Origin of the sequence: Kitasatospora sp. NPDC091257 (assembly GCF_044757675.1) — a bacterium.
Classification (GTDB): domain Bacteria; phylum Actinomycetota; class Actinomycetes; order Streptomycetales; family Streptomycetaceae; genus Kitasatospora; species Kitasatospora lactacystinica.
In genome coordinates this window covers 1-13,049 of record NZ_JBIVVI010000099.1, presented here as the reverse complement: position 1 = coordinate 13,049, position 13,049 = coordinate 1, and the positions used below count along the sequence as shown (strand labels likewise).

Below are 13,049 nucleotides of genomic sequence, written 5' to 3'. Positions count from 1 at the left end.
CGGGCGACGGCCCCCCCGACCACTGCCGAGGACTCCTCCCGGCCACTTCGGCCCGGGGAGCGGAACGGAACGGCCCGCCAGGCACCGGAAGGTGCGGGCGGGCCGTCGTCGTGTGCGGGCCGGGCCGGGCAGCGGGGCGACCGCCGGACGCACCCCCACGGCCGAACAGCGTGCACCCCCGCTGTCGGAACCGGCCCGGGCTGCGATAGGACGGAGCGCGAACGAACCCCGCGTCACCCGTCCGTAAGGAGAACCATGCCCGGCCCGACCGTCGGCCCCACCGACGACACGTCGACCGCTGCCGCTCCCGCACCCGCCACCACTCCCGACCCCGCGTCCCTTGCCGCCCCGGCCCCGGCCCCCGCCACCGCCACCGGCCAGGCCCGGCCCGGCTGGGCCGTGATCGCCGCCCTCGGCGGGATCGCCGCGCTCGGCCCGCTCACCACCGACCTCTACCTCCCGGGCCTGCCCGCGATCGCCGACGACCTGGTCGCCCAGCCGGCCGCCGTCCAGCTCACCCTGACCTTCTCGATGCTCGGGGTCGCGGCCGGTCAGCTGCTCTTCGGGCCGCTCAGCGACCGCTACGGGCGCCGTCGGCCGCTGCTCGCGGGGCTCGTCCTCTACACCCTGGCCAGCGTGGCGTGCGTGTTCGCGCCGAACCTGACGGTGCTGATCGTCGGCCGCTTCGTCCAGGGCGCGGCCGGCTCCGCCGGGCTGGTGATCGGGCGCGCCGTCTCCCGGGACCGCTTCCAGGGCGTCGCACTGCTGCGCTTCCTCGCCTCGATCGCCCTGATCTCCGGGCTGGCGCCGATCCTCGCCCCGATCATCGGTGCGCAGCTGATGCGGTTCACGTCGTGGCGCGGCACCTTCGGCGTGCTCACGGCCCTCGGACTGCTGCTCACCCTGGTCTCGTTCGGTGTGCTGCGCGAGACGCTGCCGCCGGAGACCCGGGACCGCGGCGGGGTCGGTGCGGCCCTGCGGACGATGGGGAGGCTGCTGCGCAACCTGCCGTTCCTCGGGCTGGCGCTGACCAGCTCCCTCGCCTTCGGGGCGCTCTTCGGCTACATCAGCGGGTCGTCGACGGTCCTCCAGGACGTGTACCAGGTCTCGCCGCAGACCTACAGCCTGCTGTTCGGGCTGAACTCGTTCTCGATCGTGGTGATGACCCAGGTGAACGGACGGGTGCTGGCGCCGCGCTTCACCCAGCGGGCGCTGATGCTGGGCAGCCTCGCGGCGGCGGTCGCCGCCGGGGCGGCGCTGGTGCTGCTGACGACGGTGTGGGACTTCGGGCTGGCCGGGTTCTGCCCGCCGCTGTTCGTGATGATGGGCAGCCTCGGGGTACTGCTGCCGAACACCGCCGCCCAGGCGCTCGGCCTGGTCGAGCCGCAGGTGGCGGGCACGGCGTCGGCGCTGCTGGGGACGGGCAACTTCCTGTGCGGTGCGGTGGTCGCACCGCTGAGCAGCCTCGGCGGTCGGCCGTCCGCCGTGCTGCTGGCGCTGGTGGTCCTGGTCTGCGGGGTGCTGGCGACGGTGGCGTACCTGGCGCTGTGCCGGCCGGAGCGGATGCGGGCGGCGGGCGGCTGACGGGCGAACAGCGGCGAACGGACGCCGACGAACGGACGACAGGGAACAGAGAACAGCGAACAGATAACAGGGAACAGGGATCAGCGAACAGAAGACGGATGACAGCTGACAGAAAATGAAATCTGTCAGCTGTCATCCGTCATTCGTCACGCGAAGCGGACTCAGGCGATGGAGAAGTCATCCCCGTACACGTTGCCCTGGCCGTACCAGCCGTGCAGGTACACGGTGACGGTGCCGTTGGCGCCGGTGGTGAAGGGGACGGACAGCTTGGTCCAGCCGGAGGAGCTGGTCCAGGCGCTGGCGGTGGCGCCGCCGCTGACGCCGACGTAGGCGTAGTTGCCCTGCACCCAGCCGCTCAGGGTGTAGCTGGTGTTGGGCTTCAGGGTGACGGTCTGGGAGCACTCGCCGGTCTGGCCGGCGGTGGCCGCCGCCTGGAGCGCCTTGGTGCCGGAGTGGACCGGGGTGGAGACCACGGCGCCGCCGCTCTGGCAGGTCCACGGGGTCAGGCTGCCGCTCTCCAGGTCACCGTTGACCAGGCCGGTCGTCGGGCCGGTTCCGGTGATGGTCAGGGTGTAGGCCGCGGTGTGGCTGCCGGAGGGGCCGGTGGCGGTGACGCCGAGCTGGTAGGTGCCCGGAGTCGCGGCCGAGGTGGTGCTGATGTTGAGCGTCGCGCTGTTGCCGGTGGTGACGCTGCCAGGAGTGACGGTGGCGTTGATGCCGATGGTCGGGACGCTGATGACCGAGAAGTTGACGGTCTGCGCCGAGCCCGCGGTGGTCGCCGTCGTGATGGTGGCGGAGGTGGACGAACCGACCGCGACCGTACCGGAGTTCGGGTTCACGGCGACCGAGAAGTCGTTGCCGGGCTGGGTGCCGGTGACGTTCAGGGTGAAGGTGCCGGTGTGGCTGCCGGAGGCCGCCGATCCGGTCACCGTGATCGGGTAACTCCCGGGCGTCACACCGGAGATGGTGCTGATGTTGAGCGTGGCGCTGTTGCCGGCGGTGACGCTGCCGGGGGTGACGGTGGCGGTGACGCCGGCCGGGGCCCCGCTGACCGTGAGGTTGACGCTCTGCGCCGAGCCCGCCGTCACGGCCGTCGCGACGGTCGCCGAGGTGGACGAACCGGCGGTGACGGTGGCGGAGTTCGGGCTGACCGACACCGAGAAGTCGTTGTTCACCGTCGAGCCGCTGGTGAACGGCGCGAAGATGTGGCTGAAGTCCCAGGTGTTCTGGGTGATCCCGGAGCAGTTGTCGTTCCCGGCCGTGCCCGGGCAGCCGCCGTTGTCGCGCTGGAGCGCCCAGAAGGACAGCGTGTTGATGCCCTTGGAGACCGCCCAGTTGTACACGGTGTTGGCGTTGGCCAGGGTGAACGTCTCGGCCGGGCCGAAGTCGTCGACACCGATCATCTCGATGATCCCGATCGAACCCCACAGCTGGGCGGGGGTCTTGGACGGGTAGAGCTTGGCGAGCTGGTTGTAGAGGCCCTGCGCGGAGGTCTGGGTGTCGGCCGCCATGTCGTGGGTGGCGTTGTCGTAGTAGTCGAAGGTCATCATGTTGACGACGTCGATCCGCGCGTTGTTGCTGACCGCGTTCCGCAGCACCGCGAGGCCGCTGTCGGCCAGTCCGGAGGGGGTGGTCGGCAGCGTGTAGGAGAACTGGATGGTCCGGCCCTTGGTGGCCGCCCAGTCCTGGACGAGCTTGATCGCCTTGTTGCGGCGGTCGATCCCGCCGCTGTTGGTGAGCGAGTTGTCCTCGATGTCGAGGTCGATCCGGCTGACGTCGTAGGTGGTGATCACGTTCTCGAAAGCGGCCGCGATCTGGTTGACGTCGGTGCAGCTGTCGGCCAGCTCGGTGCCGGTGTTGTCGGCGGTGTAGCCGCCGAAGGACGGGATCACGTCCCCGCCGTTGGCGCGGATGGTCGCGATGTCGGCGCCGAAGGTGGAGGAGGACACCGGCTTGGAGGTGTCGCCGTTCCAGTACGGCGTGCAGGAGCCCTTGGTGGCGGCCTGGAGGAACGCCATGGTCAGGTGCTTGGCGCCGGACTGCGCGGCCAGCTGGGCCGGGCTCTGGCCGGTCCAGGACTCGAAGTAGGGGGCGAAGACCCGGCTGGGCAGCGGGGTGGCGGCCTGGGCGGAGCTCGTCCCGGCGGCGACCAGGCCGGCCGAGGCGGCCAGTGTGGCGCAGGCCGTCAACACGGCCTGGACTGTTCTGCGAAGGCGCATGGATTCTCCAACAGACTTGGTGGGGCAGGACGTTGGGGAGGTGCGGTCGGTCCGGGCGGGGCGGCCGAGTGAGGTCGGCCGCGATCCCGGGACCGGTGCGGATATCGGGAGTACGGGCGTGCGGGCGTGCGAACGCCCACCGGCTCGCGCGGACGCGGGCGGCGTGCGCATGCGCGCCGTACGGAGCGGGGGTGGAGCGGAGCAAGGCAGGGCAGTGCCTCAGCCGCCGGTGGTCACACCCCCACAGTGCATCCCGGTCGGATCGACATGCTTATGTTTGGACTAGACCACTGGTCTGTCAAGAGACCTAACAGTTCGTCAGCACACGGTCCGCGTGGTGAAAGGGGGCGGGAGGGGACGGTGCCGGTGCTGGAGTCGGTGCCGGTGACGGCGAGAGGCCCCGAAACGAGAAGGCCGTGGCCGCGCATCCCGGAAAGGGGCGCGGCCACGGCAGCCCGGCGCTCAGGACACCGGGCGGTTCATGGTGTCGCGGATCCGTGGACCTGTCGGCCCGGATCGGTGGCCTGGATCAGTGGCCTGGATCGGTGGCCGGAGTCAGCGGGACGGCGGGCAGAGCGTGGAGAGCAGCGCCTCGTTGATCTTCGCGGCGGTGTCCGGGCCGAAGCCCTGCGGGTGGTCGGCGGAGGTGAAGCGCTGGTTGGCCAGGTCGACCAGCTTCTGCTTGTCCTTGGGGAACTGGTACATCGACTGGCACTGGTTGCGCGCCCGGTCCACGGCCTGCTCCGGCTTGCCGCCGACGATCGCCGGGTCGATCGCGTCCAGCGCGGACACCAGCTTGGTCGCCAGGTCGGTGCCCGGCTTGGCGGGCAGTCCGGCGTCGGTGGGCGGGGCGGGCTTGGCCGGTGCGGGGGCTCCCGAGGAGCCGGCGTCGGGGGCGGGAGCGCCGGTGGCGCCGTCGGCCGTGGGGGCGGCCGAGCCGGGCGCGGGGGCCACGGGTGTGGTGGCGGCGTCGGAGGGCGCGGGGGTCGATGCGGCGGAGGCGGTGGGGGAGCCGGCCGCGGAGGTGGCCTTGTCCGAGCCCGAGCCCGATCCGGAGCTGGAGCAGGCTGCGAGGCTCACCGCGGCGAGTGCCGTGAGGGTGGCGGCGAGGAGACGAGTGCGCATGGCGCCCAGAGTGTCATGTTCGCGGCATGGAAGGGAAGGTGTCTCCGGTGGCTCAGGAGGATCGCCGGAACGGCGGGCGGCGGCCCGGAGGAAACTCCTCCGGGCCGCCGCGTTCACGATCCGCGGGCGTCCGCAGGTATCCACGGGCGTCCGCGGGCGTCCGGGGGCGTCCGCGCCGGACCGCCGTCAGCCGAGCCCGTTGGACTTCAGCCAGTCCTTGGCGACCGCCGACGGGTCCTCCTTGTCCACCGAAACGCGCTTCATCAGAGCCACCAGCCCGGCGGTGTCGAGCTTGGCGGACACCGCGTTGAGCGCCGCCGTCGCGGTCGCGTCCACGCCCGCCTTGTAGACCAGCGGGGTGACGTTCTGCGCGCCGAAGATGTTCTTCGGATCGGCCAGCGGGACGAGCTTGTACTGAGCGATCTTCGGGTCGGTGGTGAACACGTTGCCGACCTGGATGTTGCCGTCCTTGACCGCGTTCGCGGTGGTGTCGGCGGTGGGCTTCCACTCCTTGAAGGTCAGTCCGTAGACGTCCTTGAGCTGCTGCTCGCGACGGTTCTTGAACTCCGGCGGCCCGCCGATGGTGAACTCTCCGGCCTTGGCGGCGAGGTCGGCGATGCTCTTGAGGTTGTCCTTGTCGGCCGTCTCCTGGGTGACGCTGAGCGAGTCCTTGTCCTCGGCCGGGGACGATTCGAGGAGGCCCAGCGAGGCGGGCAGCGTCGTGGTGAGCGCCGCGTTGACGTCCTGGGTGGTGGCGGCGGTGGACTTGGGGTCCAGGTAGGCGAGCAGTGAGCCGTTGTACTCCGGCAGGACGGTCAGGTTGCCGCTCTGCAGCTGTCCGTAGAGCACCTCGCGGCTGCCGATGTTGAACTTCTCCTGGACCTTGACGCCCTTGGCCTTGAGAGCCTGCGAGTAGATCGACCCGAGCAGGACGTTCTCCGGGAAGTTGGCCGAGCCGACCACGACCGTCGACCCCGAGCCGCCTGAGCCGCCCGAGCCGCCTGTCGGGGCCGAGGCGCTCGACCCCCCGCCGAGCGGGTCCCCGCCGGAGGATCCGCAGGCGGTGGCGCCGAGGGCGAGCGCGGCGAGGGTGCCGAGGACGACGGCGCGACGGCTTCGGTTGATTGTCGACATGATGACAAATGTCCTTCCGGAACGGGAGGTGAGGGGAGACGGACGTCAGTGGGGCCGCTGCTGGGCGCGCACCCCGGGCGGGAGCGCGAACCGGGCGAGCAGGGCGAAGAACAGCTGGGCGGCGACCGCGAGCAGCACCACCAGCAGCGCGCCGCCCACGGTCACGGCGTACTTGCGGGTCGCCAGCCCGTCGATGACGTAGCGGCCGAGGCCGCCCAGACCGACGTAGGCGGCCACCGTGGCGGTCGCGATCACCTGCACGGTCGCCGTGCGGAAGCCGGCCAGCAGGGTCGGCGCGGCCGAGGGCAGGCAGACCTGCCGCAGCACCTGGGGGTGGGTCAGCCCGATGCCGCGGGCGGCGTCCCGGACGTCCGGGTCGGTGCCGCGCACCCCCTCGACGGCGGCCACCAGCAACGGCGGCGCGGCCAGGGCGACCAGCGGGATCAGTACGGCGGTGTCGCCGACCCCGGCGAGCAGCACGGCCAGCGTCACCAGGCCGAGGGTGGGCAGGGCGCGGGCGGCGCCCGCGAACGCGGTCACCACGGTGACGCCGCGCCCGGTGTAGCCGATCAACAGCCCGAGCGGGACGGCGAGCAGCGTCGCGCACAGCAGGGCCTCGCCGGAGAGCAGCAGGTGCTCGGCGACCCGGTGCGCGATCGAGTCCGGCCCGCTGAGGTGGTCCGGGGCGGTGAAGAAGTCGCCCAGCCAGTTCAGCCAGTTCACGAGCCGGCTCCCTTCTCCCGGACGGCCCAGGGTGCGAGCAGCCGCCGGGCGGTGACCAGCAGCAGGTCGACGGCCAGTGCCAGGACGGCGATCAGCGCGATGCCGGCCACGATCGGGGTCGGGAAGGTGCGCTGGAAGCCGTCGACGAACAGGTAGCCGAGCCCGCCGCGGCCGACCAGCGCACCCACGCTCGCCAGCGAGATGCTGGACACCGCGGCGACCCGCAGTCCGGCGATCAGGTACGGCACGGCGGCGGGCAGCTCGACCGCGGTCAGCCGGTGCCACGGCCCGTACCCCATCGCGGTCGCGGCCTGCCGGACGGCGTCCGGGACGGCGCGCAGTCCGTCCACGGTGGTCGGCAGCAGCACGGCGAGGGCGTAGAAGGTGAGCGGGATCATCACGGTCGCCTGGGTGGCGAGGCCGGTGTACGGGATCAGCACCACGAACACGGCCAGCGAGGGCAGCGCGTAGACGATGTTGAACACGGCGGACAGCGGCTGGTACAGCCGGGGGTAGCGGGCGCAGGCCAGGCCGAGCGGGACGGCCAGCAGCAGGCCGATGAGCACGGGGACGAGGGCGATCACGGCGTGGTCGGCGAGCAGGTGGCCGAGGTAGCCGAGGTGATCGCCGATCCAGTACCAGCGGACGATCGGTTCATCGTCCACCATCGGCTCCGTCCGTGCCGTCCGTGCCGTCCGTGAGGCCGGTGCCGCTCGTGCCGGCGGTGCGGCCGGTGCGGCCGGTGCCGCCCGTGTCGCTCGCGTCGTCCGCGTGGCTCCCGGCGATCGGGGACTTGTCGATGCGGACGGGGGCATCGGCGGCCGACGGACCGGAGGCGTCGGGCCGCAGCGCGGCGAGGACGGCCTCGCGGCTCGCGGTGCCGGTGACCCGGCCGTCGGCGTCCAGCGCCACGGCGACCCCGGCGGGGGAGAGGACGGCGGCGTCCAGCGCGGTGCGCAGGGTGTCGGTGTCCGGGTGGAAGCCGGCCGTCGGCTGGAGTTCGGCGACGACGGCGTCGCGGTCGATCCAGCCGATCGGGCGGCGCTCGTCGTCCAGGGCCAACTCCCATCCCCCGTAGCGGAGTCCGTCGCCCACTGGGCGGAGCTCGACGGCCCGGGCGGGGCGCAGGCCGAGGCCGCGCAGGCCCCGGTCGCGCCCGAGGAAGGCGGCCACGCCCTCGTCGGCGGGGGTGGTGAGCAGGGTGTGCGGGTCGGCCAGCTGGGCGACCCGGCCGCGCTCGCGGAGCACCACCACCTGGTCACCGAGCCGGACGGCCTCCTCGATGTCATGGGTGACGAACAGCACCGTCTTGTGCAGCTCGGACTGGAGCCGCAGCAGCTCCTCCTGGAGCCCCGCCCGCACCACCGGGTCGACCGCGCTGAACGGTTCGTCCATCAGCAGCACCGGCGGGTCGGCGGCCAGCGCCCGCGCCACGCCGACCCGCTGCTGCTGGCCGCCGGACAGCTGGAACGGGTACCGCTTGGCGGTCTCCGGTGCGAGTCCGACCAGTTCGAGCAGTTCGGCGGCGCGGGCGCGGGCCTTCTTGCGGTCCCAGCCGAGCAGGTAGGGGACGGTGGCGATGTTGTCGATCACCTTGCGGTGCGGGAAGAGCCCGGCCTGCTGGATCACGTACCCGATGCCACGGCGCAGCTTGGCGGGTTCCAGCTTCGCGACGTCCGTGTCGTCCAGCAGGACCCGGCCCGAGGTGGGCTCGACCATTCGGTTGACCATGCGCAGCAGGGTGGTCTTTCCGCAGCCGGACGGGCCGACCAGGACGGTTATCCGACCGGTCGGGACCTCCAGGTCCAGGCCCTCGACCGCGACGGTGCCGTCGGGGTGGCGCTTTCCGGCGCCCTCGAATCTGATCACGTGGGAGTTTCCTCGTCAGGGCGCCCCGGGGAGGCGGCGCCTGGGTCGTTCGGTCGTTCGGTCGGGTCGTTCGGTGACGGCGGTTTCAAGCGCCCGGGCGTACTTCCGCCCGCGTGGCTGCCCAGCTTTGGACCGGCGGAAACTCTGATCAGACTATGACCTGCATCATCTCCTGTCCTTGATTTACCGCCCGGCACGCGGTGGGACTGCGACCTCAGCCGCCCTGACGGGTCGGCAGACCGGAGGCCGCCCAGCCCACGAAACCGCCGTCCAGGTCGGTCGCCCGGTGCAGCCCCAGCTCGCGCAGGGAAGCGGCGGCCAGGCTGGAGGCGTAGCCCTCGGAGCAGACCACGATCACCTCGACGTCGTAGCCCGAGGCCTCGGGGATCCGGTGACTGCCCGTCGGATCGAGCCGCCACTCCAGCACATTGCGCTCGATGATCAGCGAGCCGGGGATCCCCCCCTCGGCCGCCCGCTGCGCCGCCGGACGGATGTCCACCAGCAGCGCGCCGTCCAACTGGGCCTGGTAGGCCTCGCGGGCGCGCGGCCGGTGCACGCCCTGCCGGGCCCGCTCCACCAGGTCGTCGATCGTGGTCACCATTGTTCCGGTCCTTCCTCGGAGGTGCGGACGAGCCCGCCGGCCCGCAGGTCGTAGTGCGCCATCGAGCTCAGCGGCGGCGAGTAGGCGTGCAGGGTGACGGCAGGGCCGACGGCGGTGTTGCGCACGTCGTGCACGTACTCGGGGCCGAAGGCGCGGGCGGTGCCGGCCGGGATCCGCCGGATCAGCAGGCCCTGCTCCGGGCCGCCGAGGGACAGCTCCTCCAACTCGCCGAGGGCGACGGTGAAGGCGCCGCGCGAGCCGCCGTGGTCGTGGAAGCCGGTGGACTGGCCGGGCAGCCAACTGATCAGCCACACCTCGTGGTCCTCGTCGGCCGCCAGGCGGCGGTACCAGCGCTCCTCGGTGGAGAGGCGGACGTGGTGGATCCACTCGTCGGGCCGCTCGGCCAGCTCGCGGACGATGGTCCGCAGGGTGCTGGGGGTGAGCGGCGCGGGGGTGTCCCCGGCGGGCGGCGGCGGTGGTGGCTCGGGGGCGCTCGCCGGGCTCGCGGAGCCGGCGGCGGCGGTTGTGCCGATGGTGTCGGCGGTGGTGATGGCACCGGCACTGGCGTCGGTGCCGGTGCCGGTGTCGATGTCGGCTTCGGGGCCGGTGGCCGGGCGGGTGTGGCGGCTGATGCTCGGGCTCGGGCTCATGGGGCGTCCTCGGGTGCGGCGGGAACGTCGGCGGGAAGCGCCCGGCGTCCGGCGGCGTCGGACGGGCGCGGGCCGACGGAGCGGCTCGGCACGAACGGGTGCGCCGGGGCGGGGCAGGAGTCAGAACTGCGGGTGCGGGTGCGCGGCGCGGGACCTGGCGGACGTCACAGGGCGGGACCGGCGGGGGAGAGCAAGGTCAACAGGCACAGATGGAACTCGCCTGGCGTCGCAGATCGACGTGCAGGCGGCAGACCAGAGTGGCGCCGGAGTCCATGCGCCGGATCTTTCCCGAGCGAACCGGACGAAGTCAAGCCGAGCCGACGGCCCGCCGCCGCCCGTTGTCGGTGCCGGGCGGACCCGTCGGCCGCCGGTCGGACCGCCCTTCGAGCACTCCTCGACCGTCCTTCTCGACCGTCCCTCGTCCACTCCTCGACCTCTACTCCTCGACCAGGTGGCGCGGAACCGGTGGACTCGTGGCGGGCGGCGCCGACGCGGTGTCGCCCGTCGGCTGCGCGGGCACCGACCCGCCGGCGCCCGGCGCCGGTCCTGCCAGTGCCTGGTCGGCCAGTGCCTGTTCGACCAGGGGCGCGGCCTGCTCGCCCAGGTGGCGGCCGAGTGTCTGGTAGGCGTCGAACTGCTGGTGGTCGAACCACTGGTCGCTGGTGCGGTCGTTCGGGAAGGCCCGGTTCGCCATCGCGTAGGCGTGCAGCTCGTACGGCATGTCGGGGGTCAGTACCGCCTGGAGGACGACCAGCCGGCCGTGCCGGACTGCCCCTGGCCCCTCGTCCAGGTCCGGGTAGTGGATGTCCCCGGTGATCACCGCCCGGGCCGAGAGCCGGGCGGACAGCTGCGCCGCGAGCCCGCGCAAGGGTGGCCGACGGCTCGCGCGGTCGTTCGTGCGGTCCTTCGCGCCGTCGTCCGCACCATGGTCCGCGCCGTCGTCCGCACCGCCGCCCCCGGTGGGCCGGTCGGTGGGCCGGTCGGCGGCGCTGCCGGGAATCAGCAGTTCGGGCTCGTGCAGGGTGATGACGACGCCCAGCTCCTCGCGGGCCAGGGTGATCGCGGCGGCCAGCTTGACGGCGTAGCCCGCGTCCCCGCTGGCGTCGATGCAGACCGCCGTGCCCACCCGGTGCCGCAGCAGCTCGACCAGCCCGAGGTTCTCGTAGTGGCCGCCGTCGGTGGTGAGCAGGAAGCGGTCGTCGGCCGGGAACCGCCCGATCAGCTCCCGCAGTTGGTACGGGAGGCGGCGGACGGCCGGCTGCGCGGGGCGGCGCCAGTCCGGTGGGCCGGACCAGTCCGGGCCGAGCACCGCCGGGTTGGGCAGCCATGTGCCGAGGCGGGCGTTGGTCACCGCGAAGAGCCGCTGGTGGACCCGGGATTCCCGCCCCATCGCGGAGGAGAAGGCCGCGCCGGACACGGCCATTGCCGACTGCACGGTGAGGTCCCGGGCGATGTGCGGACGGGTGCGCCGCTCCAGCAGGTCGGTGCGCGCGTACCCGATGTCCGGACCGCCCACGTAGTCGTACGAGAGCGAGAAGGAGACCGCCGGACGGCCCGGCGGCGTACGGGAGTTGCCCGACAGGTTGGCCGCCGCCGAGAAGATCACCTGGGGGAAGTCGGGGCGCCGGGCGCCGTAGTGGCTCAGCCAGGTCTGCTCCCGGAAGAAGTGGTACGGGCGGGCCACCGACCGGCCGCCCTCGGTGGCGCGCCGGACCGCGAACGCCGAGGCCAGTCGCAGCCGGTAGAACGGGTGCAGGCTCATCCAGGTCTGGTCGAGGTTCAGCCCGACCGCGCCGAGCAGCAGCGGCAGCAGCACCTGGACGGCGGTCGGCCAGGCGTACCCGGTGGCGACCGCCCAGCCGAGGGCCAGCAGCGCACCGGCCGTCAGCGCCAGGAGGGCGGACCACACCACGAGGGTCTGAGGCAGGCCGGCGGCACGACCGCCGCGGGGACGGCCCGCGCCGTGACCGGTGCCGCCGTCCGCCGTGCCCGCCGGGCCCGGTGGGGTGGCACCCCGGCCGGGCGACCGGCGGTCGCGCCAGAGTATGCCGAGCAGCAGCGCCAGGTAGCTGAGCGCCACGGTCAGGCCGAGACCCGCGCCGGTCAGCTGCGGCCCGGCCGCCAGCGCCTGCTGCAGCCGCACCGCGCCCCAGGCCAGCTCCGGCACCGCCAGCACCCCGACGGCCAGCAGGGCGGCCAGCCCGAGGAGGCCGAGGTTGGCCCGGCGCAGGGCGCGCGGCAGCAGCGCCTGCCAGCCGAGCGACGGGAAGGCCAGCAGCCAGAGCAGCCAGCACCCGGCGGCCGTGGCCAGCAGCACGCCGAGGGCGGCGAGCGCGGGCACCCGGAACTCCAACGGGCCCGGTGCGGCGTCGGTGTGGCGCAGCCCGGCGGCCGCCAGGTGGCTCAGGTCGGTGAGCGGTACGGCCCGGTAGCAGCGGCTGAGCCCGAGGCCGAGCGTCAGGACGGCGGCCAGCAGCAGGGTGAGCGCGGACAGGACGCCACGCAGCAGCGTCCCGAGGGCGACCAGCCACTCGCCGGCGCCGTCGGCGACGTACTTGCCGTGCCGGCGGAGGTGGTCCTCCTCGGGGGAGCCGGGTTCCATCACGGTGTCGGCCGTCAGGCCCGAGACGGCGTGCACCGGACTGCCGGGCGCCGAGTCGCTGAGCGCGAGCTGGAGCGCGCCGACGGTGTAGCCGCCGCCCGAGACGGAGACGAGGTAGCGGGCCCGTTTCAGCCAGGGCCGCAGCGACTGGAGCGCGCCGAGGGTGACGCAGGCCGAGCGGATGCCGCCGCCGGAGGCGCAGAAGCCGAGTTCGGCGGGTTCGCGGCCGGGCGGCACCCGGGCGGCGTCGCGCCAGCGGGCATGCCGGACCGGGGTGTCCCGGGCGCCCGGCGGGCCGTGGGCGTCCGGAGACGCGGCGGCGGCCGGTGGGGCGCCGTGCCGGGTGGCGATCGGCCAGGGCGGGATCAGCGCCGGGCGCTCGGGGGAGTCGGTGCCGTGGGCCTTCGCGCTCGCCCGCGCCGGCCGGAGCCCGCGTACGGCGCGGGTGGCGGTCACCACCAGGAGTCCTGCCGCGACCGCCCCGGCGGGCAGGAGCAGGAGCCATTTGACGGTGGCGAGCGCGGTGGCGGCGGCGAAGGGGG

General features: G+C 73.3%; 11 protein-coding genes. 1 reads left to right on the top strand and 10 read right to left on the bottom strand.

Annotation, left to right across the window (positions count from 1 at the left end):
• Positions 1-255: 255 nt before the first annotated feature.
• Positions 256-1,584, top strand: coding sequence for a multidrug effflux MFS transporter (locus tag ACIQOV_RS07195; protein WP_401045873.1), 1,329 nt, complete (start codon positions 256-258; stop codon positions 1,582-1,584).
• A 161-nt stretch (positions 1,585-1,745) separates the two neighbouring features.
• Here ACIQOV_RS07195 and ACIQOV_RS07190 read toward each other — a convergent pair whose 3' ends face one another.
• The 10 genes from ACIQOV_RS07190 to ACIQOV_RS07145 all read right to left on the bottom strand — a co-directional run.
• Positions 1,746-3,803: a glycosyl hydrolase family 18 protein gene (locus ACIQOV_RS07190; RefSeq protein ID WP_401045871.1), complete on the bottom strand. Its 2,058-nt coding sequence runs from the start codon at positions 3,801-3,803 to the stop codon at positions 1,746-1,748.
• Positions 3,804-4,358: 555 nt separating this feature from the next.
• Positions 4,359-4,928, bottom strand: coding sequence for a hypothetical protein (locus ACIQOV_RS07185; protein ID WP_401045868.1), 570 nt, complete (start codon positions 4,926-4,928; stop codon positions 4,359-4,361).
• Between the two features lie 186 nt (positions 4,929-5,114).
• Complete coding sequence (locus ACIQOV_RS07180; RefSeq protein WP_401045866.1) at positions 5,115-6,062, bottom strand: ABC transporter substrate-binding protein; 948 nt, start codon at positions 6,060-6,062, stop codon at positions 5,115-5,117.
• A gap of 45 nt (positions 6,063-6,107) precedes the next feature.
• A complete protein-coding gene (locus ACIQOV_RS07175) occupies positions 6,108-6,785 on the bottom strand; it encodes an ABC transporter permease (protein WP_401045863.1) in 678 nt (225 codons plus the stop codon).
• A complete protein-coding gene (locus ACIQOV_RS07170; RefSeq protein WP_401045860.1) occupies positions 6,782-7,453 on the bottom strand; it encodes an ABC transporter permease in 672 nt (223 codons plus the stop codon). The genes ACIQOV_RS07175 and ACIQOV_RS07170 overlap by 4 nt, the downstream gene beginning before the upstream one ends.
• Positions 7,440-8,654: an ABC transporter ATP-binding protein gene (locus ACIQOV_RS07165; protein WP_401045857.1), complete on the bottom strand. Its 1,215-nt coding sequence runs from the start codon at positions 8,652-8,654 to the stop codon at positions 7,440-7,442. The genes ACIQOV_RS07170 and ACIQOV_RS07165 overlap by 14 nt, the downstream gene beginning before the upstream one ends.
• A 214-nt stretch (positions 8,655-8,868) precedes the next feature.
• Positions 8,869-9,255 (bottom strand): rhodanese-like domain-containing protein, encoded by a 387-nt coding sequence (locus ACIQOV_RS07160; protein ID WP_401045854.1) that lies wholly within the window; start codon positions 9,253-9,255, stop codon positions 8,869-8,871.
• A complete protein-coding gene (locus ACIQOV_RS07155; RefSeq protein WP_401045852.1) occupies positions 9,249-9,905 on the bottom strand; it encodes a cysteine dioxygenase in 657 nt (218 codons plus the stop codon). The genes ACIQOV_RS07160 and ACIQOV_RS07155 overlap by 7 nt, the downstream gene beginning before the upstream one ends.
• A gap of 196 nt (positions 9,906-10,101) precedes the next feature.
• Positions 10,102-10,179, bottom strand: coding sequence for a putative leader peptide (locus tag ACIQOV_RS07150; RefSeq protein ID WP_107086570.1), 78 nt, complete (start codon positions 10,177-10,179; stop codon positions 10,102-10,104).
• 162 nt (positions 10,180-10,341) lie between these two features.
• A partial coding sequence (locus ACIQOV_RS07145) for a hypothetical protein (RefSeq protein WP_401045849.1) occupies positions 10,342-13,049 on the bottom strand: 2,708 nt, incomplete at its 5' end.

What these genes read in the sequence shown, in the direction of transcription:
- ACIQOV_RS07185 (WP_401045868.1), bottom strand. Translation starts at nt 4,928, where the DNA reads ATGCGCACTCGTCTCCTCGCCGCCACCCTCACGGCACTCGCCGCGGTG.
- ACIQOV_RS07160 (WP_401045854.1), bottom strand. Translation starts at nt 9,255, where the DNA reads ATGGTGACCACGATCGACGACCTGGTGGAGCGGGCCCGGCAGGGCGTG.
- ACIQOV_RS07150 (WP_107086570.1), bottom strand. Translation starts at nt 10,179, where the DNA reads ATGGACTCCGGCGCCACTCTGGTCTGCCGCCTGCACGTCGATCTGCGA.
- ACIQOV_RS07190 (WP_401045871.1), bottom strand. Translation starts at nt 3,803, where the DNA reads ATGCGCCTTCGCAGAACAGTCCAGGCCGTGTTGACGGCCTGCGCCACA.
- ACIQOV_RS07155 (WP_401045852.1), bottom strand. Translation starts at nt 9,905, where the DNA reads ATGAGCCCGAGCCCGAGCATCAGCCGCCACACCCGCCCGGCCACCGGC.
- ACIQOV_RS07195 (WP_401045873.1), top strand. Translation starts at nt 256, where the DNA reads ATGCCCGGCCCGACCGTCGGCCCCACCGACGACACGTCGACCGCTGCC.
- ACIQOV_RS07170 (WP_401045860.1), bottom strand. Translation starts at nt 7,453, where the DNA reads ATGGTGGACGATGAACCGATCGTCCGCTGGTACTGGATCGGCGATCAC.
- ACIQOV_RS07180 (WP_401045866.1), bottom strand. Translation starts at nt 6,062, where the DNA reads ATGTCGACAATCAACCGAAGCCGTCGCGCCGTCGTCCTCGGCACCCTC.